Source organism: Desulfonauticus sp. (genome assembly GCF_055126295.1).
The window spans coordinates 1-24,582 of the sequence record NZ_JBSRHE010000014.1 but is presented as its reverse complement, the minus strand read 5'-3'; the positions used below and the strand labels follow the sequence as shown (position 1 = coordinate 24,582).

Here is a 24,582-nt window from a genome sequence, read left to right as displayed (position 1 = left end):
TTAATTTTTTAGGTGATTTCCAGGGAAAAGTAAAGAAAATTTTCTGGGAAAAGGGGAGAGTTTGACAACCTAGAGGCCTAAAAGATATTAGGAGCCTCAATAGCTTAGTTGAAGGAGTAAAGAGGTGAGTATTTTAATAAAAAAGGTGCAACTGAATTTTAAAACTGTAGATATTTTAATCAAAGGAAATAGAATAGTAAAAATTGCAGAGAATATAGAGGAAAAGGTGGATCAGGAAATTGATGGTAAAAATAAGGCTGCTTTGCCTACCTTTCATAATGTACATACTCATGCAGCCATGACTTTGCTTCGGGGATATGCTGATGATTTACCTTTGCACACCTGGCTTGAACAATACATCTGGCCCTTTGAGCAAAAACTTACTTTTGAAGATGTCTATATAGGAAGTAAGCTTGCCTGTCTGGAGATGATAAAGTCTGGAACCACTTTTTTTTGTGATATGTACTGGCATCCTCTGGCCACTAAACAGGCTGTAGAAGAAATGGGGATCAGGGCGGCCTTATCTACTGTTTTTGTGGATTTTAATGATAATAAAAAAGCTAAACACTTCAAGGAGAGAACAGAACGATTTTTTGCTGAAAATCAGGATAGTGAACGAGTGTTTTTTATTCTTGGTCCTCATGCCATTTATACCGTATCCAGAGAATCTTTGCTCTGGTTAAAGGATTTTGCTCAGGCCAGGGACCTGTTTATTCATATCCACCTGGCTGAAACTAAAAAAGAATTAGAAGACTGCAGAAAAACTTATGGGCTTACTCCTGTAAGATACTTAGATTCCCTGGGCTTTTTAGGACCCAAGGTGGTGGTTGCTCACTCCATTTGGGTAGATGAAGAGGAAATGGAGATTTTGGCCAGAAGAGAGGTAAAAGTAGTTCATGTTCCCTCTTCCAATATCAAGCTGGCTTCAGGGCTTTTCCCCTATGCCCCAATGAAAGAAAAGGGAGTTTTCTTGAGCTTGGGTACAGATGGCTGTGCTTCCAATAACAACCTGGATATGTTTGAAGAAATGATGGTTGCTTCTTTTAATGCCAAGATTTATGCCCAAAGTCCTTCCAGTTTGCCTGCTGAGGAAGCCTTTGCTTTGGCCACGAAACAAGGGGCCTGGGCCTTTGGGCTGGATAGTGGGGAAATTAAGGAGGGAAAGCTTGCTGATTTGATGTTGGTCAATTTAAATCACTACTTATTGGTGCCCAACCACAACCTTATTTCCAATTTAGTTTATTCTGCCAATCCCGCTTGTCTGGATACGGTTATTTGTGACGGTAAGGTTTTAATGGAAAAGGGCAAGGTAGAAGGAGAAGAGGACATAATTGAGGAAGCCAGAGAGTGTGTGCAAAGGATTTTGGAAAGGGTAAGAAAGGGATGATTTTAGTTTATACCGGAGAAGGAAAGGGCAAAACCAGTGCAGCTTTAGGGCAAACCATAAGGGCTTTAGGCCATGGTTTTAGAGTGGTTTTTTTGCAATTTTTAAAAAGAGATGGTCAAGCTGGAGAGCAGATTTTTCTTAAGTCTCAGCTAAAGGAAGACTTTTGGGCCTGTGGCCTGGGGTTTGTTCGCAGCGAAGAAAATAAAAGGAAACAACGGCAAAAGATAAAGGAAGTTTTTTCCTGGCTGGAACAAAAGTTTGCAGAACGACCCTTTTTAATGGTTTTGGACGAAATTTTTTATGCCCTGAACTTAGGGGTTATAAAACCAGAAGAAGTGGAAAAGATAATAGACTTGGCCCGCCAAAAAGAAGTAAACTTAGTGCTTACAGGCAGGAACTTTCCCTTAGATTTTTTGGCCAGAGTGGATATGGTATCAGAAATCAAAGAGGTAAAACATCCTTTTCAAAAGGGAGTAAAAGCTAAAAAAGGGATAGATTTTTAGTTGAGATTGCTAAAATCTCCTGCAATTTTGTAATCACAAAAGGCACATTTTCCTTCTTTTAGATTAATCTCCAACAGGGTAAAGCCTCTTCTGGCTATAACTACTTTGCCACAAGCAGGGCAATAGGTACTTTCACTCATATGCCCGGGTACATTTCCCAGGTAGACATAGTCCAGTCCCACTTCTTTACCTATTTCATAGGCCTTTTCCAGAGTGCTTAAGGGCGTAGGTGGGTTGTTTAGCTTATAGCTGGGATGGTAGCGGGAGATATGCCAGGGAGTTTCTTTTCCCAGGTAATTCTGGATATACCTGGCTATGTTTTTTAATTCTTGAGGACTATCATTTAGCTCAGTAATGACCAGGGTGGTTATTTCCAGCCACCAGCCAAGTTTTTTCATGTGTTCCAGGTTGTTTAAAACTGTTTTTAAGGAAGCCTGGCAATATTCTCGATAAAAACATTCAGCAAAACTTTTTAAATCCACATTGGCTGCCTGAATGTAAGGACCTAGTTCTTCCAGGGCCTTGGGACTTTGATAGCCATTGGTGACTAAAATGTTTTTTATGCCTTCCACCTGGGCCTTTCTAGATACTTCTAAGACCAGTTCGATAAAAATAGTGGGTTCAGAATAGGTATAAGAAACACTCAAAGCCCCTTCTTCTTTGGCTAGTTGCAAAATGGAGTCAGCAGAAATATTTTCCCCCAAAATTGTCCCATCTTTTTTAGGGGGTTGAGATAAGCTGTGATTTTGACAAAAGATACAGGCAAAATTACAGCCCATGGTGGCAAGTGAAAGGGTCTTGCTTCCTGGCAGAAAGTGAAAAAGGGGTTTTTTTTCTACAGGGTCTAGATTGAGGGCAGCAATTTTATCTTTGACCAGAGTATACAGGCGACCTTTTTGGTTTATCCTTACTCCACACTTGCCCTTTTCTCCTTCTTTTAGATAGCAAAAGTGAGAGCAGGCTTCACACTGGATATCCAGATTTTTTACAGGACGCCACAAAATAGCTGGATGCATTATTGCTCTCCTTGGTTTAATTTATTAAACTTATTTAATATTTAATTTTATTGAAGAAAAAAATCAAGGTGGGAGGAAAAAATGACAACTATTTCCTGGGAGGATTTCTGGAAGGTAGAGCTTCGGGCAGGGACCATTGTCAAAGTGGAAGAATTTCCCAAAGCCAGAAAGCCAGCCTATAAATTGTGGGTGGATTTTGGTCCGGAAGTGGGGATAAAAAAGTCCAGTGCCCAGATTACCAAACTTTACTCACCAGAAGAATTGGTGGGAAAACAGGTTTTAGGGGTGGTAAATTTTCCTCCCAAACAAATTGCTGATTTTAAGTCTGAGTGTTTGATTACAGGCTTTATTTTAGAAGGGGGAGAAGTGGTGCTGGCTGTACCAGAAAAAAAGGTTCCCAATGGGACCAGATTGGCTTAAAAGTTGGCCATGTCGTTTAAACTCGTTAGTCCTTTTAAACCCACAGGAGATCAACCTAAAGCTATTTCTGCTTTGGTGCAAAACTTAAAGCAGGGAGTAAAGGAGCAGGTGCTTCTGGGGGTAACAGGCTCTGGTAAGACCTTTACCATGGCCCAGGTGATTAGTAAGCTCAACCGTCCCACTTTGGTCATGGCTCCTAACAAAACCCTGGCTGCCCAGCTTTATTCAGAGTTTAAAGAGTTTTTTCCTGAAAATGCTGTGGAATACTTTGTGAGTTATTATGATTATTATCAGCCAGAAGCCTACTTACCCCATCAGGATATTTATATTGAAAAGGATTCTTCCATAAACGAAGATATAGATAAGCTCAGGCACGCTGCTACCCATGCTTTGCTTACCAGAAGAGATGTTATTATTGTCGCTTCTGTATCCTGTATTTATGGATTGGGTTCGCCTGAATACTATGCTAAATTGATAGTTCCTGTTGAAGAAGGACAAAGTATAAGTTTAGAAAAGCTTATTTCTAGGCTTATAGAAGTGCATTATGAGCGTAATGAATATGACTTTAAAAGGGGAACCTTTAGAGTTAGAGGAGATATTTTGGAAATAATACCTGCTTATATGCAGGAAAGGGCCTTGAGAATAGAATTTTTTGGCGATGAAATTGAAAGTATCTATGAAATAGACCCTTTAACAGGACAGATAATTGCTAAACTTAAGAAAACCATTATTTTTCCTGCCAGCCACTATGTTTCAGATCGAGAAAATTTAAAGCGGGCTATTAGTTCCATTCAAGAAGAATTGCGATGGAGACTCCAGGAACTGGAAGCAGAGGGCAAGGTTTTGGAAGCCAAAAGGTTGGAACAAAGAACCCTGTTTGATCTGGAGATGATTGAAGAGCTTGGTTATTGCAAAGGCATAGAAAATTATTCTCGCCACTTGGATGGCAGAAAGCCTGGTCAGCCTCCTGCCTGTCTACTTCACTATTTTCCCAGGGATTTTTTGTTGTTTATTGATGAATCGCACATCACCATTCCCCAGATTAGAGGCATGTACAATGGTGATATCTCCCGCAAAAAAACTTTAGTGGATTTTGGCTTTCGTTTGCCCTGTGCTCTGGATAATCGTCCTCTTAATTTTGAGGAATTTTTAAGTTGTATCAATCAATGTGTATATGTTTCAGCTACTCCAGGAGAATGGGAACTGGAGCGCTCCAAACCTTATATTGTGGAGCAAATTATTAGACCTACAGGTTTGGTGGACCCAGAAGTAGAAGTAAGACCCACTACCAATCAAATCCCGGATTTGCTGGCTGAATGCGTGAAACGGATAGAAAAAGGAGAAAGGGTGCTGATTACTACCCTGACCAAGAGACTGGCTGAAGATCTGGCAGAATTTATGTCTGAAAGAGGAATTAAGTGTAAGTACATGCATTCAGATATTGATACCCTGGAGCGAGTGGAAATAATCCACGGCCTTAGAAAAGGGGATTTCTCTGTTTTAATTGGTATTAACTTGTTAAGGGAAGGGCTGGATTTACCGGAAGTCTCTTTGGTGGCTATTTTGGACGCTGATAAAGAAGGTTTTTTGCGTTCAGCCAGGTCTTTAATTCAAACCTTTGGCCGGGCAGCAAGAAATGTTCAGGGCAAAGTGATTCTTTATGCAGACAGGATGACTCCAGCTATGGCTGAAGCCATTTCTGAAACAGAGCGAAGAAGAAAAATCCAGCTTGCCTATAACCAGAAACACAACTTAACCCCTCAGACTATTCACAAGGAACTAAAACACGCCCTTTATAACCTACAGCAAAAATATGAGCCAGAGTTATTAAAAGAAGAGGAAAATTTGTATCAGCGCACTCCAGAAAGTTTAGAAAAAGAGATAAAAAAACTGGAGAAAGAAATGAAAAAACTTGCTCAAAATCTTGAGTTTGAACGAGCAGCCCAGTTAAGGGATAGAATTTTTAAGTTAAAGGAAGTATTACTTTCTCTTTAGATTTTGAGTTAAAAAGTTAAAGAATTTCTGGATATACTTTCCACTTATTACCTCTGGGTAGGTAAACTTTTCTGGATAATTTTCGAGGTTAAACTTTTCTTTTAAGAAATTTTCATTTAACTCTTCAATTTCTTTTTCCACTTCTAAAAATAACTTTTTATCCTTTACTTCTAATCTTCTACAGGCAGAAGGCCTAAAATCAAAAAGAACACATTTTTTTATATATAAAGGACATATCCGGGTGTTTTTCTTTTTTATGGTCTTTAAGATTTTCTCTCTTAGAGTTAAATCAAGCATGATGTTAAAATTGAATTGTAAGTAGTAAGCTTCTAAAAAGTTTATTTGTAGATTTTGAAAACAGCATATATTATGTTCTTTGCCGCAATATTTCTGGTTGGGAGTTAAGCTGGATAGATAGAGTTTAGTGTATTTTTTATTTAATAACTCAAAAGTGGAAAAACAATCTAGTTCGCAATCCAGAGAAAGGGAGGGATGTAAATTTTTTAAAGCCCCTTGTTGTTTTTGATAGGAAGATAAAAAATCCTTTTGACTGGTGCTTTCAGGAGTTGCTCTTAACTTGGAAATAATTTCTTCTATTTTCTTTGGCTTTACTCCTCTTCTAGCCAGATAAGCAGCCAAAAGGGTACCTGTCCTGCCAATACCAAAGCGACAGTGAATGTAAGTTTTTTTGCCAATGAAAACGTTTTTTTCCAGCCAGCTTAAGGCCTGTTCTAAGGTCTCTAAAGAAGGTGTTTTTTCGTCTTCTACTGGTAAAAAATAGACTTCAAAACCATGTTTTTGTTCCACTTCTACCAGGTTGGGGCATTCAGCACAAAGATTTAAAATAGCCTTGATTTTATGTTCTTTTAAAAGATTGAGGTGATAGTTAGAAAAGGGAGCAGGACCAACTGCAATATAAGGAGTGAGCCATTTGATATATTCGATTCTAAAGTTGGGTTTAAAAAATTTAAGTAATTTTTTCCAGTTCATCTTTCAGCTTATCACGATATTGTTTATAATTGGTATGGGTTAAGTACATGTCCAGTAGTCTGGTTTTACCCAGTAAAAAACCCAGTTTTTTTAAGTTCAAAGACATTTCAGCCCGGGGGCGTTTTTTTAACTCTGCCTTTAAAAAATCTCCTTGAGACTCTAATTGAAAGTGTAAATTTTTGAGTAAAAATTTTAAAAGTTTTAATCTCAGTAAACGACCTCTTTCTAATCCTCCACCACCTTTAAAGCTAATCTGGATATAGTTTTGTTCGGCAACTTCCCCAATTAAGCTGTCCACCAAGACAAAATGATAACCAAAGCGAAGGAGAAAGTGAAGGTAATCCTGGTCAATAAGGGCAAAACTGTTTAATTCCGGGTCTTTTTTAGGATTAAAAATACCTGCACTCATTTGATCAAATTTGTCCCAATCAAAAGCTGGTGGGATTTTGTCCCAGGGAATAGAGGGGTGGCTTAAGCCTTGGTAAAATACCTGAAAAGGTAAGGAATTGATTTGAGAAAGTTTTACTTCTTTTTCTTTGTTGGAAGTAGCAGTTTTACTTAAATCGATTAAATAAATGGTAAGGGGAAGTTCAGTACTTAATTTTTGAGCTTTGGAAGAGGCAGAAAATTTTTTTTCTGGAGTAAAGATTTCCTTTACGGCCATTTCATGACAGAAGCGAATAATGTCGTGTAAAGATTGACAGTTTTGAGGAGTAAAGCCTTCTTGGGTGGAAATTAAGTTGAGATTGGATAAATGTTTTAGGAGTTTGTTTAAAGTGGGTAGGGAGGTAGTCCTTGGGGATTTGGGCAAGACTGTTTTTCCCGAGTAGATTTTTCCTTCATGGGCATCCAGGGTGAGGTCTTTACCTGCATGACCCAGAATTTCTTCTTTATGAGCAACTCGTAAAATGGGTTTTTGCATTTCTCTTGCTATGTGACTTAAATGAGAGGCAGCACTACCTTCTAAAGTGATAATTCCTTCTACTTTGTCTAAGATAAGAGTTAATTCTGGATAGAGATAAGGGGTAAAGAGGATGCTTTTTAAAGGTACTTCTTTTATTTTTTGTAGGTCCTTTAAAATAAACAACTTGCCTGTACCCAGGCCTGGAGAAATATTTTCTCCTTTAAGCAAGAGTGGTAAGTTGAGATTATACTTTTTATCTTCTTCTTTAAATTTAAAAGGCCTGGCCTGAAGTAAAAAAACTTTATTCTTTTCTAAACCCCACTCAATGTCTAGAGGATGTTGGGAGAAGTTTTCTAACTCTATCCCCATTTGAAATAGTTTTGCTATCCAGGAAGAGCTAAGTTGCGGATTGTTCTTATCCAAATATAGGTGGTCTCCCTTGACCTTGCCTCCTACCAGATTTTCACCCAGTCCTTTATTATAATAGATGGCCAGACAGTTTTTCCTCTGGGGCAAGGAAGTATAAATTACTCCACTTAAATCTGGAGATAACATGGGCATGACCAGGACCGCCATAGGGGTTAAGTTGTCGGGCAAATGGTATTTTAAACGATAAAATATGGCCTGAGGGGAATATTTGCTGGCTAAAACCTGTTTGTAGGCCCGGGTCCAATTTTCTTTGGAAATATTTAAAACAGATTCATATTGTCCAGCAAAGGAGAGTTCACTGTCCTCCAGATAGGCACTGGAGCGAAAGGCCAGTTTGGTGTTTAGATTTTCTAAAAAAGAATGGACCTCTTTTTTGATTTCTTCTGGAACTGGGCTGTTTAAGATAGATTGGATAATCGTTGCACTGACTTTATCTATTTGAGAAAGGTGGGCAGAGCTCAAGCTTTCCAATTCTTGCTTTATTAATTCTTCCAGCTGGTTTTCCTTTATAAACAGAGAGTAGGCTGAGGTAGTAATGACAAAGCCTGGTGGAATAGTAAAAGAGGAAGTGCTTAAGTGTTGGCTAAGATGGGCTAAAGAACTTGCCTTTCCTCCGCAAAGGTGGGGGTTGGTAGCCTCTTCTAGTTTTAAGACAAAGGGTTTTTGAGGGGTTGGTAGGGCGTATTTTAAATTTAATTCCAGGTAAAATTTTATCTTTTTTAGATAGAGCAAGAGGTCTTTATACTTTTCTGGATTTAATTTTTGTAGGTTTAAAACTAATTCTTTTATCTGGAGATAAACTTTGTCTATTTTTTTGGCTAAAAAATAAAAGTCACAGGGTATTTTTTCTAGAATTATTTTTTCTATTTTAGCTATTTCTTCTAAGCTACTTCTGTCTAAATCCAGAATTTTTCGAAACAAAAGATAGCGTTCTTCAAAGGAAAAGGATTTAGCACTTACTTTAGAGATAAGTTTTTTAATCCACATTATTTTTGGGAAAGTACTTTAGCTACTTTTTCTTCTAATTCATGTTTATCAATTGGTTTTACTAAGTATTCATTTGCTCCCAGTTGAATGGCCTGTTGAGCTGTTTCCAGAGTGGGATAACCGGTAAGCATAATTGCTTTAGTAGTTGGAGATATTTCTTTTATACTTTTTAGTACTTCTATTCCACTGGATTTTTTTAGCTTTATATCCAAAATTGCCAGGTCTATACTGTTTTGCTTTACCCACTCTAAGGCCTCTTCTTCTAAGGTAAAATTAAAAACTTCATGTCCCTTTCGGGTTAAAATCCTTTTAATTAAAATACCAGCGTCTTCCACATCATCTAAAACCAGTATATTAGCCATATAAACCTCCTAGTCTTGGCAGGGCTCTAAATCTTCTGGTAAGCTTTCTTCCAGCAAAGGTAGCTCTACAATAAAAATGGTTGCCCATTCAATGTTTTTATCCACCTGGTCAGGGATATATTCTACTGGGGGCGGAGAGTAGGCAAAAATTTTACCCCCGTGGTCTCTGATGATTCCAAAACTAACAGAAAGCCCAAGCCCTGTTCCTTTGCCCACTTCTTTGGTGGTAAAAAAGGGGTCGAAAATTTTATTGAGATTTTCCTGGGAAATTCCACAGCCTGAATCCAGAAAGTGGATAACCACTCTGCGTCTATGGGCACAGAGCTTGGTCCTAACCAGGATATGGCCATTGTCCTTTACTGCATCAAAGGCATTGTTTAACAAGTTTAGCCAGACCTGTTTTAACTTTTCTTCATCTCCCTTGATGGGAGGAAGATTTTTTTCCAAAAGGGTTATTATTTTTATGTGATTTAGAGAAAAGGTGTGCTCTACTAAAGAAATAACTTCTTGCAAAGAATGATTTAAATCCACATCTTTGACTTCAGTAGGTCCTTTTCGAGAAAAGCGTAAAAGGTCTGCTACTATTTTTTTGCAGATTTTAGTTTGTTTTTCAATTATTTTTAAATCTTCTTTCCATTCTTCTTTATCTACGTCTTCTAACAGGAGCTGGGTATAACCTAAAATAATTCCTAAAGGAGTATTTATTTCATGTGCTACTCCTCCAGCTAATCTTCCTAAGTGTTCCATTTTTTGAGAGGCCAGGAGTTGTTCCTGGTATTTTTTTAACATGGTTATATCCCTGGCCGTTAAAAGCAAGCCCACAATTTTATCTCCATCTTTTACTGGCACTTTTAAGATGTGAAACCAACGGGATTGCTTGCCTTTTTGTACTTGAATTTCTTTGGATAAGGGTGCACCCGTTAGGAGAATTTGTTTGTCTTCATGATAGTTTAAATCTGCCTGAGTAGAAGAAAAAATAGCAAAATCATCTTTTTCCAAAATATCTTCTTCTTTTAAATTAAAATAATCACAAAAGGCTTTGTTTACCAGCTTATATTTTAAATTTGTATCTTGAAAAGTAATAAAGTCTGGAGTTGTATTGATAATGGTTCTTAGTAAATTTTCTTTTTCTTTTATCTTTTTTTGTTGAGACCTGATTTCAGATATATAGTTTCTAAGGCTAAGAGTCATTATGTCAAAGACTTCAGCTAAATCTTGAATCTCATCTCCACAAAGTCTATTATATACTTTACAATGCATACAAGACTCTAATTTATCTGGGTAAGCTTTTAAACTGCAGTTTTCGCATAAAGTTCCTACAAGATGCCAGCATCTTCTTTTTTTATCTTTATAGGCAGGGCATTCTTCATTTTTACAATCCATTATTTCCCAACAATTTTTATCCAGAATAGGGCCTGCCTGAACTTCTAAGTTGCCCTTTATAATTTCATCAGCAGATTTTTTTAAAACTTCAATTCGCCTGGTAATGGTCTTGGAGAAAAAATGGGTGAGTAAAAGTCCCAGGGAAACAATGGCAAAGGTGATTAAAAAACCTGTTTGATGTTGTTTGCGAATGATTTTGTTTAAACCCTCTCTATTTAAACCTAAGTGCAAATAAGCAATTGTTTGGTCGTTAATGCTTATTTTTAAACCAAAGTCATCAATAAGTCCCACATTGGTTTTAAGGGGCTGAATGTTTATTTCTTTTTTTAGGTTGTTGTTGATGGACAATAACTTTAAAGGAAAGCCAGAATTAAAAGAATGGAGTAAAATGTTTTTGTTTTTATCCAGAATGTACAAATAGACAAATTCTTGATTTTTTTTAAGACTGGTAATAATTTTTTGTATTTCCAGATAATTGGCAGAAAGTATGGCTTCTAGTGAACGATAGGCTATACTTTGTAAAAGGGCTTCTCCCCGTTTGTAGTGTTCTTCTAGGATAGATTTTTCAGATATTTTAGTTACAGCAAAACCCACACTAAGCCCACAGATTAAAAGAAAAACTCCCAAGCCAAAGGTAATTTTAGAGCGAAAGCTAAGCCTATTAAATCCTTTTAAAAACATTATCTATTCATCCAGATTTATTTTTAATTTTTTACATAGTTTTCTAATGGGGTCATAATCTTCATCTTTGGCTGGAATGATTTTGATAAAACCAGCGTTTTTTAAAATAGGAGCTTGGTCAGGATTGTGGATATCTAAACTTAACAGGGCCTTTTTTATCTTTTGGGCATCTTCTTCTGGTAAATTGGGTCTAAGGGCAAAAACCCAGCCTGGATACCAGGGCGTATTGGCCAGCACTTTTATTTTTGAAATATCAATATCGTTTTGCAAAACTTCCAAGGTACCTTCCCGAATGGAACCAAAGTCATATTTTCCCAGGTATACATTTAGAACTACCTGTTCCTGTTTGCCCCCTGCACCTGTGGCAAAGCTAATCTGGGAAAAGTCCTTTAATCCCAAACCGTGATCCTGAAGATAGCCCAGCACAAAAAGATAGCCACCAGCAGAGCTGGGGTCTACTGCTATCCAGGATTTTCCCCTTAAGTCTTGAATGGTTTTGATTTGAGGATGGTCCTTTCTGGCAATAATTTGACCTCGGAACTCGGCCTTGCCTGATTTTTCCACTACCCTGGCAATAGCTTTTGCCCCGTATCTGTGAGCTAGTTTTACATAGACAAAGGGATTGGAATAGGAGATATCCAGGCTTCCTTCTCCAAACATTTTCATGTGGTCACTAAAGGAATCCGGGAAAATCTGTCTGATGGGCAGGTTGGTAGCTTGTTTTAGATATTCCACCAGTAAGTGTTGGCGTTTAAAGGAAACCAGGTGAGAGTATTGGGGAAGATAGGCATAGGTATAGCTCCATTTTTGAGAGACCTGAGGGATTTGTTGCCGCTTGCTTAAATCCACATAGGGATAGTCATTGTTTTCGCAAGCTGTAAGGGAAAAGACAAAAAAAACAATAAAGAGAATAAACTTTTTATACATAAAATTATTGTTAATTGAAAAAAGGAAAAAGGGCAACCTAGATATTTTTTTCTCTAGGTTAAAGGGAGACAAGCCCAAAGCTTTGCTTTAGGCTTGCCTGGCTGCTTGCAAGAAATGTTGGTATCTTTCTTTATAGGGTGGGTGGTTAAAAAAGGCAGAGCCTGAAACAAAAATATTGGCTCCCAGCTTGACTAGTTTGCCAATGTTTTCCGGGCTTACCCCTCCATCCACTTGAATGGAAGTGCTGGCTTGCTTATCTTTTATTTTTTTAGCCAAATCCAGGATTTTTTGCTCGCAAAAGGGAATAAACTTTTGTCCGCCAAAACCAGGATTTACACTCATAATTAAAATCATATCCACTTCTGGAATTAAATATTCTACTTGCGTTAAAGGAGTAGCTGGGTTTAAGGCCAGGCCTACTTTAACCCCCTTTTCTTTTACTGCTTGTACGGCTCTTTCCAGGTGTAGGCTGGCTTCCACATGAAAGCAGATAAGGTCTGCACCTGCGTCTATAAATTCTTGAAAATAGCGCTCTGGTTTATCTATCATCAGGTGTACATCAAAAAAGAGGTTGCTTTTGGAACGCAAGGCTTTGATTACAGGTGGCCCAAAGGTAATATTGGGTACAAAAATTCCATCCATTACATCTAAGTGTACCCACTTTAGGCCAGCTTTTTCCAGCTCTGCCAATTCTTCTGTTAATCTCCCAAAATCAGCAGATAAAATGGAAGGGGCTAAAATTATCTCTTTATTATTCATCTTCACCTCGTTGCATGGGAAAATCTACTTTTATTTTAAACATTTTAGTAGCTGGCAAACTAAGTACTTCTATTCCTGTGCTTTCACTGATAGCTTTTAGGTCTTTTTCCACTTCTTCCCGGGATGGTCCAATATAGGTGAACCAGATATTAAACTTGTTCTTACGCAAGTAGTTATGAGTAACTCCTGGATATTTATTAACCTCTTGAACGAACTCAGTAATTTTTTCTTCTGGTACACTGGCAGCACAAAGGGTAGAAAACCAGCCCAGTTTACGGGACTGAAAGTTGGCTCCAATTCTTCGAATTACTCCCATTTCTTTCAGTTTTTTGACTCTGTTCAGGGCTTCTTCTTCAGAAATGCCCACTTTTTGGGCAATTATTTGATAGGGCCTGGAGTCTAAAGGAAAATCAGTTTGAATGATATCCAGGATTTTTTTATCTATGCTATCCATAAGTGTTAACCTTTCCTTTGAGGTATATAGGTGCAAAGGGGTTCTTCTGCCAGAAAGTTGTTTTTCATGGTATGCGCTCTTGCTCTACATCCTCCACAAACTCTGTGATATTCACAAATGCCACACTTACCTTCATAGCATTGAGGATTTCTTAATTTTTGAAAAATTTCTGAATGTTGCCAGATTTCGGGAAAGGGAGTTTTTCTTACCTGCCCGCAATCCAGTTCCAGATAACCACAGGGTTGAACCTGGCCAGAATGAGAGACAAAGCAAAAGCCTATTCCGCCCAGACAGCCTCTGGTATGGGCGTCTAAACCAAAGGTTTCCCTATCTACCTTTAAACCTTCTTCTCTGGCTCTTTGGCGCATGATGCGGTAATAGTGGGGAGCACAGGTGGCCTTGAGGTGCATGGAAGTGGTTTTGCGAAAGTCGTAAAACCAATTTAAGACCTCTTCGTATTCTTGAGCAGAAATGATTTCTTCCTGAATTTCTGCTCCTCTGCCTGTGGGTACCAAAAGAAATATGTGCCAGGCCACTGCCCCTAAGTCTTTGGCTAGATGAAAAATTTCCTTAAAGTGAGGCAGATTTTTTTTGGTCACAGTGGTGTTGATTTGAAAGGGAACACCTACTTTTTTTAACTCTTGGATTCCTTTTAAGGCCTGGTCAAAAGCTCCCACTACGCCCCTAAAGTCATCATGACTGCTGGCCCTGGGGCCATCTAAAGAAATGCTACACCTTTGAATACCTGCTTTTTTTATTTCTCTGGCCACATCTGCAGAGATAAGGGTGCCATTGGGAGCCATAACAGAGCGCAGGTTAAGAGAGGTAGCATGCCTTATTAATTCAAAAATATCCTTTCGAAGCAAGGGCTCTCCACCCGTAAAGATAATGACCGGGTCTCCAGCCTCTTTGAACTGATTTATTAAGGTAAGGGCTTCCTGGGTGTTTAGTTCTCCTGGGAAAGGATTAAGGCACGCTTCTGCCCGGCAGTGTTTACAAGCCAAATTGCAGGCTCTGGTTACTTCCCAGGCGATAAGTCTTGGGCCAGGTGTATGCATAGTTACTCCTTGTAAATTTTGGCTGGTTTTTGCCTGCCAAGTTTCTTAGGCAAAGTCAAATTGAAATCTTTGGGCTTTTGATTTAGCTTTTAAGCCTGGGTGTTGTTATCAAGCGAGTTTATTTCTCCCCTCAAATGGAGCCAATATGCACAAAAAATTAATTAAAAAACTTGAGCAATTACTGGGAAAGGAAAGGGTTTTACAGGAAGAAGCATTACTTCATGCTTATGCCTTTGATGGTTCCCCAGAAAAGCCCAGACTTCCAGGCGTGGTTGTGATTCCTGAAAATCAAGACCAAGTAAGGCAAGTAGTGAGTTTTTGCGCTCAAGAAGGTCTGGCACTTATAGTCAGAGGAGCTGGGACCAACTTAAGTGGCGGTACCATTCCAGTAAGGGAAAACACAGTGGTCCTTTTAACTGTGAAACTAAATAGAATTCTGGAGATAAATCCCCAGGACCTTTATGCCCGGGTGGAACCTGGTGTGATTACTTTAGATTTTGCCCGGGCTGTAAGCAAAGAGGGGCTTTTTTATCCTCCTGACCCTGGCAGCCAGGCTGTTTCCACTCTGGGAGGAAATGTAGCTGAAAATGCAGGCGGTCTAAGGGGTTTAAAATATGGAGTGACCAAGGACTATGTTTTGGCCTTAAAGTTTATAGATGGACTGGGAGAGGAAATAAAGGCCGGAGCCAGGACTGTAAAATGGGTAAGTGGATACAATTTGCCTGGCTTACTCACAGGTTCAGAAGGACAATTGGGAGTTATTACTGAAATTACCTTTAAACTTATTCCTCCTCCCAAATCTTCGCAGGCCATCTTGGTTCTCTTTAATTCCCTGCAAAGGGCAGCTGAAAGCGTATCCCTGATTATTGCCCAAAAAATTATTCCCTGCACCCTGGAATTTTTGGACAAATTTACCCTAAAGGCAGTGGAAGAATTTAGGCAAATAGGTTTGCCCACTTCTGCGCAAGCCATTTTACTTATTGAGGTAGATGGCCATCCAGAACAGGTAAAAGAAGAAAGCGAGCTTATTTTAAAGATTTGTCAGAAGCAACAGGGTGAGGTTTTTGTAGCCAGAGATGAAGAAGAAAAAAATAAACTCTGGCAGGCCAGAAGGGATGCCCTGCCTGCTCTGGCCAGGTTGAAACCCACCACTATTTTGGAAGATGCTACCGTTCCCAGAAGTAAGATAACAGAGATGGTTTTAAGCATAGAAAAGATAGCCCAAAAGTATGGACTGGACATTGGCACTTTTGGACATGCTGGTGATGGCAATCTCCATCCCACTATTTTAACGGATAAAAGAGATAAACGAGAGGCCCAAAAAGTGGAGAAGGCCATTGAAGAGATTTTTAACAAGGCCCTGGAACTGGAAGGCACCCTTTCTGGCGAGCATGGTATAGGTTTATCCAAGAAAAGATTTCTGGTGCAAGAAACAGGGCTTGCTACTTTAAATTACTTTCGGAGGATAAAAAAAGCTGCAGACCCTAAAAACATTTTAAATCCAGGCAAGGTGGTAGAATAAGGTGAAAAAGAGCAAACTTATTTTGCTGGCTAAAGAAATAAAGAAAATAGAAGAAGAATTGGTAAAATGCATGCAGTGTGGCCTGTGTCAGGCTGTATGCCCTTTGTTTAAAGAAACCAGGTTAGAAAGTGATGTAGCTAGGGGCAAAATATTTTTGCTTAAGCAGTTGGGAGAAAACCTACTCACTCAACCAGAACTGGTACAAAAATATCTGGATAGATGCTTACTTTGTGGTTCCTGTGGCTTTAACTGCCCCAGTGGGGTTTTGGGCGATAAGATTTTTTTAAGGGCCAGAACAATTTTAAAGGAGTTTTTAGGACTTAGCTTTATAGAAAAAAGGGTCTTGGCTACTCTTTTAAGGGCTCCTAAGAATTTGGATTTTGCCTGTTTGTTGTTGAAAAAAAGCACTCCTTTGTGGAGTAGCCAGGAGCAAGACTTTTTAATTCCCAAAATGGGCTTAAAAAGACCTATTTTACCTTTGGCCAAGGAATTTTGGCAACATAAAGTGGGGAAAATAGATGAAACCAGAGGCCAGCTAAAGGTTGCCCTTTACCCTGGCTGTCTGGTGGATAAGGTTTTTCCAGAAGTAGGCTTTAATATGCTCAAGGTGCTTCGCTATCTGGGGGTGGGCATTTTTTACCCAGGAGTTTCTCTTTGTTGTGGCCTGCCTTTACTTACCTGTGGCAATGTAGATGGATTTAAAAAGGTGGTTTTAGAAAATTTAAAGTACTATCAACAGGTGTCTTTTGACTATTTACTGACTCCCTGTGCTTCTTGTACCTATACTCTTTCTTCCTTATGGAAAATTTATGCCCCTGATTTGTCTTTAGAAGATAGAGAAGTACTAACAGAAATAAGTTCCAAAACATTGGATATAGGAGTGTTTTTACATCAACACCTAGACAAAAAGGATTTTAAAAAAGATAGAGAAGAAAATCTATACACCTATCATGACCCCTGTCATTTAAGAAAAAGCCTTAAAGTTTATGTAGAGCCCAGAAGTATTTTAAAAAGCCTGACTAATTTTGTAGAAATGGAAGCAAGTGAGGAGTGCTGTGGATTTGCAGGTAGTTTTAATTTAAAATACTATGAGCTTTCACAAAAAATTGGCTTAAAAAAGGTGCAAAATATTTTGAATACCAAGGCTAAAGCAGTTGCTACCTCCTGTCCTGCCTGTATGTACCAGCTTAAACTTCTTTTAAAGGATAAGCCTGTAGAAGTGGTTCATCTGGTAGATGTAGTGGCCCAGAATATAGGTTAAATTTTACGGCGATTAAGGGCATAACTACAACCAGGTATTTTTTTGGCCAATTTTTTAGTGCCTGCAGCCAGGGTACTTATTTTTTCCAGATTAATATCTGGATAGCCATTTACAATGGCTAGGGATATGCTAGCTAAAGGGAATTCTCTTTCTTTTCCATCTCTTCCTTTGGCCTGGAGAAAACCCTGTTTTTGATGTTCCAGGTTATAAAAAGCTGGAATATGTTTTTGAAAACTCTGGCATAAATTACTTGCAATTTCTTCAGCCAGACTGGGTTTAGTAATTAACACAAAATCATCTCCACCTATATGGCCAATAAAGATATTTTCTGCTTTGTATTTTTGGCTGACTTCCTTTAACAATTTAGCCACCCCTTTAATCATTTCATCGCCCCTGGAAAATCCATAGACATCATTATACACTTTAAAATTATCTATATCCAGATAGATTATGGATAAATTCTCAGGGTTGGTTTGTATTCTTTTTTCTATTTCTTGGTGAATGTGTTTATTGCCAGGAAGTCCAGTTAAGGGATTGGTGTTTTTGGCTAATTCTATCTGTAATTTTGCCAGATAATTGGTGAGTTTTTGTACAGAGACAATGCCTTTTAATTTATTGTCTTTTACCACAATTATGTGGTCATATATCTTTGCTTGTTCTCTTTGCATAGCCAGTTTAGCTACTTTTTCCACAGGAGTGTCATGGGAAACAATTAAGGGATTTTTATCCATAAGATAAGAGGCATCCTTTTCATAATAAAGGGCAACTCCGTAATAGGTGCTTAACTCTCTGTCCAGGTGGTGGCTCATAATAAGGCCCAAAGGTCTTTGCTCTTCGTTTACAACCACAATACCACTAAAAGGAGACTGTTTGGTGATTATTTTTTTTATTTCTTTAATTTTCACTTGAGGAAGAATGCTTATGACCGGGCTGGTTATACTTTCAATGGTATTATTGGTTTTAAGTTCATGCTCTTTTTTATTTAATAAATTGGATAAGCTGGGATATTTTTTTTCTTTATTGGGCCTGGCTAAAAAATAACCCTGACCAAAGGGAACATTTAACTGGCAAAGAAAAGAAAGTTGTTCTCTGGTTTCTATGCCTTCAACAATAATATTGATGTCCATTTTTTGGGCAAAGGAAAGAAAGGCCTCTAAAAGGGCCTGCTTGGTAGGATGGGTTTCAATGTCCTGGATTAAGTGGCGATCTATCTTGATAAAATCTGGTTGAATGTTGCCCACCAAGAAGAGGCCATTGTGTCCAGCCCCTAAGTCATCAATGGCTATTTTATAACCCTGCTCACGATAGTGTTCCAGGGTTTCAAAAAATAGCCTGAAATCTTTGGTAGAATGTCTTTCAGTAATTTCAAAAACAATTTGTTCTGGAGAAATGTTTAAACGGGTTAAGAGCTTTTTGGTCTCTCCACTGATAAACTTAGGGTCAGCCAGGGTTCTGGGATGGATATTTAAAAAGAGTAATTCTTCTTTTTTCAAAGGGGCAGCCTGTAAAATGGCCCTTTCTCTACAGACCTTTTCCAGGTCAAAAAGTAACCCCACTTCTTCTGCCAGTTTGAAAAGATTTAAAGGGCTTTCCAGAAAAGTTCCAGCAGGGCCTCTGCTCAGGGCTTCAAAGCCAAGTACTTGATTGGTAGTTAGATTGACAATGGGTTGAAAAAGGGTGGTAATCTTCTTTTTTTCTAAAATCTCTTCTAGAAGTTTTAAAAAAGGTAGATTTTTTAAAGGTATTTTGTTTTTTAGCTGGAATTTTGCCTTTTGGAGAGATTTAGCCAATTGTAAAGATATATTTTCTTCTTGTTCTAATAGGGCATAACTCACTAAAAAGTCTAATTTATAACCGCTTAAGGAGAAAATAAGAGTGTTTATTTTTTCTTCAAAAATGGTTTTTATTTGATAACATAAGGTAGATAGTTCTTCTTCGTCTTTATAAAGAGATAAAAAGAAAAACTTTCCAGGTTCTAGAAAGAAAAAATCTTTTATTTTGCAAAATTTATCTTTTATTTCCTTATGGTAATCCTCTATTTCTTTGCTTATTTGTAATATAAAATCAGCATCAAAAAGATTTTCTATTAGATAAAAGTTGTCTATTTCCAGGTAAATCAAACTGGAGTAATTGGATTTTGTAAAAGAAAATTCCTCTAATTTACGCAACTTTAATATCTCTTTTATTTTGTTGTTCCAGAAATAACTGAACTTGTTCATCTTTTCCCCTTAAGGACGGGCCAAGAGTAAAAATTTTTTGTGGAGAAAAGGTGACAAATAGGTTAAAGAAAAAAGACAGCATTTAAATGAGGGACTTGCCACTTTGCCGCTTGTCAAAAGGAGGCTAAAACACTAAGGAGGTCTTGGTTTAAATTAAGGAGGAAAAAATGGAGACCAAAATTTTAAAAGACAGATATAAACGAGAGCCAGTGGAAGTTGTTTGTCCTCTTTGTAAAGAGACCAAGATTGTTTACCTGCCTGAGGAAGAAATACCAAATTGCCCTGTATGTAAGGTAGAAATGGTCATCAGGGAAGTTTTGGTAGAAGGAAAATATTAAATTTAAGGAGGGGTGTTGATGAAAAGAATTTTACTTTTGTTCGTGGTGTTGTTCTTTGGTGCAGTTAATCTCTGGGCTGCAGACGCTGAGTTGGCCAAAAAGTCCACTTTGGAAGAGATTTTAAAAAGGGGCGAGCTTAGAGTGGGCTTTGATGCTGGTTATATGCCCTTTGAAATGACTGACAAAAAGGGAAATTATGTGGGCTTTGATATTGATTTGGCCAAGGAAATGGCCAAGGCCATGGGCGTTAAGTTTGTACCAGTGAATACTGATTTTGATGGTATTATTCCTGCTCTTATGACTGGTAAGTTTGACATTATTATTAGTGGTATGACTGTAACTCAACAAAGAAATTTGCAGATAAACTTTGCTGACCCTTATATTGTTGTAGGTCAAACCATTCTTTTAAATAAAAAATTGGCAGGTAAAGTTAAGTCCTATAAAGACTTAAATAACCCCAAATATGTTGTAGCCTCCAGGATTGGCACTACAGGAGAAATGGCTGTAAAGAGATACATGCCCAAAGCAACTTATAAGTCCTTTGATAAAGAAGCAGACGGTGCTTTAGAGGTTTTAAATGGGAAGGCTGATGCCTTTGTCTATGATTTTCCCTTTAATGTGGTCTTTGTGGCTCAACACGGAAGTGACAAAGTTGTTCACCTGGATAAGCCTTTTACTTATGAACCTCTGGCCTTTGGCATAAGAAAGGGTGATCCTGACTTTTTGAACTGGTTAAACAACTTTTTACGCCAGATTAAAAACGATGGACGGTATGAGCGTATTTACAATAAATGGATGAGAAATACTGATTGGTTTAAAAAAGTTGCTGAATAATTGTATTTTTCCTTAGGAATAAGGAAGGGTAGTCTTTTAGGGTCTAAAAGACTACCCTAAATTTTTTAGGGAGTGAGCTAGAATGCAGCGTTTAAGTATGGAAAGGCCTCCAGGTTTGGGTTATAATTTGTTCTGGAAAGGAGTTTTTTTAGGCATAATTTTTCTTTTTTCCTATCTGGTTTATTTTGCCTCTCAGTCTGTAGAGTATACCTGGCGCTGGTATAGAGTGCCCCAATATTTTTATTATACAGCTAAAATAGATGTTACTTCTCCTTTAGAAGGAGAGATAAGAAGTATTACAGAGGACAAAGACGGTATAAAAGTTGTTATTAAGGGAGAAGAAGAGGAAACCATCTCTTTACCTGCTAAATCAGAATTGCTTTTGTCTGAAGGGGATTATGTATATCCAGGAGATAAGATAGGTTTTTATAAAAAGGGAAAGCCAGGTCTATTTTTAGTAGGCCTTTACATAACTTTAGAAGTTAGTGTTTTAGCTATTATTCTGGGCATAATTATTGGTTTATTAACTGGTCTTGCCCGTATTTCTAAAAATCCTGCCCTGCGTTATCTGGCTATCACCTATATTGAAATTATTCGAGGCTCACCTTTGTTGGTGCAGATTTTTCTCTGGTATTTTGTGGTGGGCACCCTGGTCAATGCCATCTTGAGTAAATATGGATTTCCTCCCATACCTTCTTTGTGGTATGGAGTAATTTCTCTGGCTATTTTTTCTGGAGCTTATATTGCAGAAATTGTCAGAGCAGGTATTCAATCTGTATCTAAAGGCCAGATGGAAGCTGCCAGATCCCTGGGTTTATCTTATGCCCAGGCCATGCGTAAAGTTATTTTACCTCAAGCTTTTCGCCGCATTTTACCTCCTTTGGCAGGACAATTTATTAGCTTGATCAAAGACTCTTCTTTATTAGGAGTTATTGCCATAAGAGAATTAACAAAAGCCACTAGAGAGATTGTTACTACCAGTTTGCAGCCTTTTGAAATGTGGATTGTGTGTGCTCTTCTTTACTTGGTTTTGACTTTTACTCTGTCCATGTTTGTTCAATACCTGGAAAGAAAGGCTATTTTGTAGGAGTTTAAATATGATAAAAGTTCGTAAAGTAAATAAATATTTTTATGTTCCTCATACTTTACATGCTTTAAAAGATATTAGTTGTGATATTCAAAAAGGAGAGGTCGTAGTTATTATTGGGCCTTCTGGTTCAGGTAAAAGTACTTTTTTACGCTGTTTAAATAGACTGGAATTTCCTGACAGTGGAGAAATAATTATAAATGGTCAGGATATATTAAAAGCTAAAAAGGAGATAAACCAAATTAGAGCAGAAGTGGGAATGGTTTTTCAAAACTTTAATTTATTTCCTCATATGAATGTGCTGGAAAATATTACCATGGCTCAGATGGTGGTAAGAAAGCGTAAAAAAAAGGAGGCAGAAGAAAAGGCTTTGTTTTTATTGAGCAAGGTAGGATTAAAGGACAAAGCCCTGGCTTATCCCGGTCAACTCTCAGGTGGACAGCAGCAAAGAGTGGCCATTGCCAGGTCTCTGGCTATGGATCCCAAAGTAATGCTCTTTGATGAACCCACCTCAGCCTTGGACCCAGAGATGATTGGAGAAGTTTTGGCTGTAATGAAAAATTTGGCCAGAGAAGGTATGACCATGGTGGTGGTTACGCATGAAATGGGCTTTGCCCGAGAAGTAGCAGATAGGGTGATTTTTATGGATGAAGGTAAAATTATTGAACAGGGCATTCCAGAGCAAATCTTTACCAATCCTCAGGAAGAAAGGCTAAAACTTTTTCTTAACCAGATCTTGAGTGGAAAATAAAATGGTTTAGTTGTAAGTAGTTTAAGTTTAAAAGGTTAATTTTTTAGGGCATACCTGATTAAGGTTTAAAATTTTTTAGTTGCCTTTATCCCCACCTGCCTTTTTTTGTCCTTTTAACTCTTAAATTAAAATATTTTTCCAGAAATATATAGTGGTTATAATCGTTTTATTTTTTTTCATCTATTTCTTTTGGTTTCTATCCTTTTTAAACTACCTGCTTTAATTCCTTTTATTCCAAAGTTAAAAATTCCCTTAGTTGTTTTAAAAATATTTAACTTCTTGCTAAAAAAACAATTTTAAAATAGGAAAAGTTAATTTTAAATTATAAGGGGAGGGAGCTATGAAAATAATTAGGATGTTGGCAATTAGCTTTTTATTTTGTTTAAGTGGAACGCTAGCTTTTGCTTTTACCCATGAGGACTTATATCCTTTTTTAGAAGTTCAGCTTCCAGGTTATACAGCCGATGAACTGGATGGATTTGAGGCTGGAGGTAGTATTATAGCTGCTAGGGATTATTTTAAGGGAGGAAACGAGGATATTATTTTTGGCGTTTCCATTGTCCTGGGACAAGCGCTTAATGTTTCTCCAGCTTTACTTTCCAACCAAGGCCTTAAGGGGAAGGAGCATCTTTATAAGACCAGCATTCAAGGGTTTAAAGCTGATGTGACCAAGGGCGGGGAAGATTGTACCTTATGTGGAGGAATTTTGGTTCATTTGGAAGGTAAAAATCGTTATTTTGTTTGTAATTATCAAAATATAACGGATAAGGAAGCTATTTCTTTAATAAACAGGTTTGATCTAAAAGCTATCAGTAAAGCAATTAAAAATGTGCAGCTTCCTGAAGGTGGTATGATGAAAATCCCTGGTATGGGTGGTGAGAGTAAAGAAGAAGCAGGAGAGCTTGGTTATTAAAATTTTTTTAGTTTAAGCAGGAAGCTTAAGCTTCCCGCTTAAGGCAAAATTATCTTTTACCTTTCTTTTAACTATCTTTTACCCTCCTGTGTCCAATTTCTTTTTTCTATTGAACTAAACTATAGAGATTTAAATTTTAAATTAAGATCTCTATAGTTTTTATTTATTCTTCATATATAAAATCTATTGATTGTCTTTTTATTATTTAAAAAAGTAATTTGACTTTTTTAAAGAACAAGTCTGTTTATTACTTATCAAAGTGTCTTTTTAGCCAAATTTTAATTTATTTAAGGAGGTAGTTATGGCTAAAGTCGGAGTTTATGTTTGTCATTGTGGGACAAATATAGCTGGAGTAATAGATGTAGAAGAAGTTAGAAAGTTTGCTGAGGGCTTGCCGGATGTGGTTGTAGCTAGAAAAGATCTTTTTATGTGTTCCAATGCAGGGCAAGAGATTGTAAAACAGGACATTCAGGCTGGTTTAGTGGATAGGGTTGTGGTTGCTTCTTGTACTCCCAGGACGCATGAGCCCATCTTTAGAAGCGTATTGGAATCTGCCGGCTTAAATAAATACCTTTTGGAAATGGCCAATATCAGAGATCAGGGTAGCTGGGTTCATCCTCATGATAAAGAAGGAGCTACAGAAAAGGCCAAGCAATTGGTTGCTTCTGCTGTGGCCAAGGCCGTACATCTGGAGGCTTTAGAGGACAAATTTATAGATGTAACCAAGGCTGCCATGGTTATTGGTGGAGGAATTGCAGGCATTTCTGCTGCCTTGGAATTGGCCAAAATGGGTTATAAGACCTATTTGGTGGAAAAAGAGCCTTCTATTGGTGGAGTGATGGCACAGCTGGATAAGACCTTTCCCACCAATGACTGTTCTGCCTGTATTTTAACCCCTAAGATGGTAGAAGTGGCTAATCATCCCAATGTGGAACTGCTTACTTACAGTGAAGTGGTTGGATTAGAAGGTTTTGTGGGCAATTTTAGAGTAAAGGTAAAAAGAAAACAGACTTATGTGGACTGGGATAAGTGTACTGGTTGTGGTGATTGTGCCGAGGTCTGTCCAGCTAAGGTAACTGATACTTATAATGCTGGCCTTAGTACCAGGGGAGCAGCCTATATTATGTTTCCTCAGGCAGTGCCCAAGAAGGCTGTAATAGATATGGATAACTGCCGTAACTGTGATGGCCGCAAGCAAGGAGAAGAGCCCAGGATAAGCAAGAAGACAGGTAAGCCCATTTTAGCTCCCTGTGAGAAGGCCTGTCCTGCTGGAGCCATCGATAGGGGCTTGAAGTTAGATCCTGAGGGAGAGATTTTGGAAGTGGAAGTTGGCTCTATTGTAGTGGCCACTGGTTTTAAGGTAATGGAAAAGGATTGGTTCAAGGAATTTGCACCCAAATCT

The 24,582-nt window shown here is 38.0% G+C and carries 22 protein-coding genes; 12 read left to right on the top strand and 10 right to left on the bottom strand.

Annotation, left to right across the window (positions count from 1 at the left end; genetic code table 11):
• The first annotated feature begins 124 nt into the window (after positions 1 to 124).
• Together ACTCIM_RS08830 and ACTCIM_RS08825 are read left to right on the top strand one after the other, a co-directional pair.
• Positions 125 to 1,387 (top strand): amidohydrolase, encoded by a 1,263-nt coding sequence (locus tag ACTCIM_RS08830; RefSeq protein ID WP_464280052.1) that lies wholly within the window; start codon positions 125 to 127, stop codon positions 1,385 to 1,387.
• Positions 1,348 to 1,890, top strand: coding sequence for a cob(I)yrinic acid a,c-diamide adenosyltransferase (locus ACTCIM_RS08825; protein ID WP_472315062.1), 543 nt, complete (start codon positions 1,348 to 1,350; stop codon positions 1,888 to 1,890). Before ACTCIM_RS08830 ends, ACTCIM_RS08825 begins: the two co-directional genes overlap by 40 nt.
• On the opposite strand, the gene amrS is transcribed toward ACTCIM_RS08825, so the two are convergent.
• Positions 1,887 to 2,906 (bottom strand): AmmeMemoRadiSam system radical SAM enzyme, encoded by a 1,020-nt coding sequence (amrS, locus tag ACTCIM_RS08820; protein WP_472315060.1) that lies wholly within the window; start codon positions 2,904 to 2,906, stop codon positions 1,887 to 1,889. The genes ACTCIM_RS08825 and amrS overlap by 4 nt on opposite strands.
• Before the next feature lie 81 nt (positions 2,907 to 2,987).
• Between amrS and ACTCIM_RS08815 the strand changes: the two genes are divergently transcribed.
• Positions 2,988 to 3,326, top strand: a complete 339-nt coding sequence (locus tag ACTCIM_RS08815) for a tRNA-binding protein (RefSeq protein WP_464280051.1) — start codon at positions 2,988 to 2,990, stop codon at positions 3,324 to 3,326.
• A 9-nt stretch (positions 3,327 to 3,335) separates the two neighbouring features.
• On the top strand, positions 3,336 to 5,321 hold the full coding sequence (uvrB, locus tag ACTCIM_RS08810) for an excinuclease ABC subunit UvrB (RefSeq protein WP_472315058.1): 1,986 nt from the start codon (positions 3,336 to 3,338) through the stop codon (positions 5,319 to 5,321).
• On the opposite strand, the gene ACTCIM_RS08805 is transcribed toward uvrB, so the two are convergent.
• The 8 genes from ACTCIM_RS08805 to ahbD form a co-directional block, all read right to left on the bottom strand.
• Positions 5,307 to 6,311 (bottom strand): protein-tyrosine phosphatase family protein, encoded by a 1,005-nt coding sequence (locus tag ACTCIM_RS08805; protein WP_472315057.1) that lies wholly within the window; start codon positions 6,309 to 6,311, stop codon positions 5,307 to 5,309. The two genes, uvrB and ACTCIM_RS08805, sit on opposite strands and share 15 nt — an antisense overlap.
• Positions 6,289 to 8,631 (bottom strand): PEP/pyruvate-binding domain-containing protein, encoded by a 2,343-nt coding sequence (locus tag ACTCIM_RS08800; RefSeq protein WP_472315055.1) that lies wholly within the window; start codon positions 8,629 to 8,631, stop codon positions 6,289 to 6,291. Before ACTCIM_RS08800 ends, ACTCIM_RS08805 begins: the two co-directional genes overlap by 23 nt.
• Positions 8,631 to 8,993, bottom strand: a complete 363-nt coding sequence (locus ACTCIM_RS08795) for a response regulator (RefSeq protein ID WP_472315053.1) — start codon at positions 8,991 to 8,993, stop codon at positions 8,631 to 8,633. Before ACTCIM_RS08795 ends, ACTCIM_RS08800 begins: the two co-directional genes overlap by 1 nt.
• Before the next feature lie 9 nt (positions 8,994 to 9,002).
• Positions 9,003 to 11,057, bottom strand: a complete 2,055-nt coding sequence (locus tag ACTCIM_RS08790; protein WP_472315051.1) for an ATP-binding protein — start codon at positions 11,055 to 11,057, stop codon at positions 9,003 to 9,005.
• Between the two features lie 3 nt (positions 11,058 to 11,060).
• Positions 11,061 to 11,984 carry a phosphate/phosphite/phosphonate ABC transporter substrate-binding protein gene (locus tag ACTCIM_RS08785; protein WP_464280045.1) on the bottom strand — a complete coding sequence of 308 codons (924 nt, stop codon included), beginning with the start codon at positions 11,982 to 11,984 and terminating at the stop codon, positions 11,061 to 11,063.
• An 87-nt stretch (positions 11,985 to 12,071) separates the two neighbouring features.
• Entirely contained in the window at positions 12,072 to 12,743 is a 672-nt protein-coding gene (gene rpe / locus ACTCIM_RS08780) for a ribulose-phosphate 3-epimerase (RefSeq protein WP_472315049.1), read from the bottom strand.
• A complete protein-coding gene (ahbA, locus tag ACTCIM_RS08775; protein ID WP_464280044.1) occupies positions 12,736 to 13,197 on the bottom strand; it encodes a siroheme decarboxylase subunit alpha in 462 nt (153 codons plus the stop codon). The genes rpe and ahbA overlap by 8 nt, the downstream gene beginning before the upstream one ends.
• A 5-nt stretch (positions 13,198 to 13,202) precedes the next feature.
• Positions 13,203 to 14,255 carry a heme b synthase gene (gene ahbD / locus ACTCIM_RS08770; RefSeq protein ID WP_029967857.1) on the bottom strand — a complete coding sequence of 351 codons (1,053 nt, stop codon included), beginning with the start codon at positions 14,253 to 14,255 and terminating at the stop codon, positions 13,203 to 13,205.
• Between the two features lie 145 nt (positions 14,256 to 14,400).
• Between ahbD and ACTCIM_RS08765 the strand changes: the two genes are divergently transcribed.
• Together ACTCIM_RS08765 and ACTCIM_RS08760 are read left to right on the top strand one after the other, a co-directional pair.
• Complete coding sequence (locus ACTCIM_RS08765; protein WP_029967856.1) at positions 14,401 to 15,777, top strand: FAD-binding oxidoreductase; 1,377 nt, start codon at positions 14,401 to 14,403, stop codon at positions 15,775 to 15,777.
• A gap of 1 nt (position 15,778) precedes the next feature.
• Positions 15,779 to 17,038 (top strand): (Fe-S)-binding protein, encoded by a 1,260-nt coding sequence (locus ACTCIM_RS08760; RefSeq protein WP_472315047.1) that lies wholly within the window; start codon positions 15,779 to 15,781, stop codon positions 17,036 to 17,038.
• Here ACTCIM_RS08760 and ACTCIM_RS08755 read toward each other — a convergent pair.
• The gene (locus ACTCIM_RS08755; RefSeq protein ID WP_472315045.1) at positions 17,035 to 19,257 is read right to left on the bottom strand and encodes an EAL domain-containing protein; all 2,223 of its coding nucleotides are present in this window, start codon (positions 19,255 to 19,257) and stop codon (positions 17,035 to 17,037) included. The genes ACTCIM_RS08760 and ACTCIM_RS08755 overlap by 4 nt on opposite strands.
• Before the next feature lie 167 nt (positions 19,258 to 19,424).
• Between ACTCIM_RS08755 and ACTCIM_RS08750 the strand changes: the two genes are divergently transcribed.
• The 6 genes from ACTCIM_RS08750 to ACTCIM_RS08725 all read left to right on the top strand — a co-directional run.
• Positions 19,425 to 19,595, top strand: coding sequence for a hypothetical protein (locus ACTCIM_RS08750; protein ID WP_464280040.1), 171 nt, complete (start codon positions 19,425 to 19,427; stop codon positions 19,593 to 19,595).
• Between the two features lie 18 nt (positions 19,596 to 19,613).
• Positions 19,614 to 20,429: a transporter substrate-binding domain-containing protein gene (locus ACTCIM_RS08745; protein WP_472315043.1), complete on the top strand. Its 816-nt coding sequence runs from the start codon at positions 19,614 to 19,616 to the stop codon at positions 20,427 to 20,429.
• Positions 20,430 to 20,511: 82 nt separating this feature from the next.
• Positions 20,512 to 21,516 (top strand): amino acid ABC transporter permease, encoded by a 1,005-nt coding sequence (locus tag ACTCIM_RS08740; RefSeq protein WP_029966608.1) that lies wholly within the window; start codon positions 20,512 to 20,514, stop codon positions 21,514 to 21,516.
• 10 nt (positions 21,517 to 21,526) lie between these two features.
• A complete protein-coding gene (locus ACTCIM_RS08735) occupies positions 21,527 to 22,267 on the top strand; it encodes an amino acid ABC transporter ATP-binding protein (protein ID WP_464280039.1) in 741 nt (246 codons plus the stop codon).
• 340 nt (positions 22,268 to 22,607) lie between these two features.
• On the top strand, positions 22,608 to 23,180 hold the full coding sequence (locus ACTCIM_RS08730; RefSeq protein WP_464280038.1) for a hypothetical protein: 573 nt from the start codon (positions 22,608 to 22,610) through the stop codon (positions 23,178 to 23,180).
• 301 nt (positions 23,181 to 23,481) lie between these two features.
• The coding region (locus tag ACTCIM_RS08725; protein ID WP_472315042.1) for an FAD-dependent oxidoreductase at positions 23,482 to 24,582 on the top strand (1,101 nt) is incomplete at its 3' end.

Bases quoted from the DNA above. Each gene is read 5' to 3' on its own strand.
- ACTCIM_RS08785 (WP_464280045.1), bottom strand. From the start codon at position 11,984: ATGTATAAAAAGTTTATTCTCTTTATTGTTTTTTTTGTCTTTTCCCTT.
- ahbD (WP_029967857.1), bottom strand. From the start codon at position 14,255: ATGCATACACCTGGCCCAAGACTTATCGCCTGGGAAGTAACCAGAGCC.
- ACTCIM_RS08795 (WP_472315053.1), bottom strand. From the start codon at position 8,993: ATGGCTAATATACTGGTTTTAGATGATGTGGAAGACGCTGGTATTTTA.
- ACTCIM_RS08740 (WP_029966608.1), top strand. From the start codon at position 20,512: ATGCAGCGTTTAAGTATGGAAAGGCCTCCAGGTTTGGGTTATAATTTG.
- ACTCIM_RS08790 (WP_472315051.1), bottom strand. From the start codon at position 11,057: ATGTTTTTAAAAGGATTTAATAGGCTTAGCTTTCGCTCTAAAATTACC.
- ACTCIM_RS08735 (WP_464280039.1), top strand. From the start codon at position 21,527: ATGATAAAAGTTCGTAAAGTAAATAAATATTTTTATGTTCCTCATACT.
- rpe (WP_472315049.1), bottom strand. From the start codon at position 12,743: ATGAATAATAAAGAGATAATTTTAGCCCCTTCCATTTTATCTGCTGAT.
- ACTCIM_RS08750 (WP_464280040.1), top strand. From the start codon at position 19,425: ATGGAGACCAAAATTTTAAAAGACAGATATAAACGAGAGCCAGTGGAA.
- ACTCIM_RS08730 (WP_464280038.1), top strand. From the start codon at position 22,608: ATGAAAATAATTAGGATGTTGGCAATTAGCTTTTTATTTTGTTTAAGT.
- amrS (WP_472315060.1), bottom strand. From the start codon at position 2,906: ATGCATCCAGCTATTTTGTGGCGTCCTGTAAAAAATCTGGATATCCAG.
- ACTCIM_RS08745 (WP_472315043.1), top strand. From the start codon at position 19,614: ATGAAAAGAATTTTACTTTTGTTCGTGGTGTTGTTCTTTGGTGCAGTT.
- ACTCIM_RS08805 (WP_472315057.1), bottom strand. From the start codon at position 6,311: ATGAACTGGAAAAAATTACTTAAATTTTTTAAACCCAACTTTAGAATC.
- ACTCIM_RS08815 (WP_464280051.1), top strand. From the start codon at position 2,988: ATGACAACTATTTCCTGGGAGGATTTCTGGAAGGTAGAGCTTCGGGCA.
- ACTCIM_RS08765 (WP_029967856.1), top strand. From the start codon at position 14,401: ATGCACAAAAAATTAATTAAAAAACTTGAGCAATTACTGGGAAAGGAA.
- uvrB (WP_472315058.1), top strand. From the start codon at position 3,336: ATGTCGTTTAAACTCGTTAGTCCTTTTAAACCCACAGGAGATCAACCT.
- ACTCIM_RS08755 (WP_472315045.1), bottom strand. From the start codon at position 19,257: ATGAACAAGTTCAGTTATTTCTGGAACAACAAAATAAAAGAGATATTA.
- ahbA (WP_464280044.1), bottom strand. From the start codon at position 13,197: ATGGATAGCATAGATAAAAAAATCCTGGATATCATTCAAACTGATTTT.
- ACTCIM_RS08800 (WP_472315055.1), bottom strand. From the start codon at position 8,631: ATGTGGATTAAAAAACTTATCTCTAAAGTAAGTGCTAAATCCTTTTCC.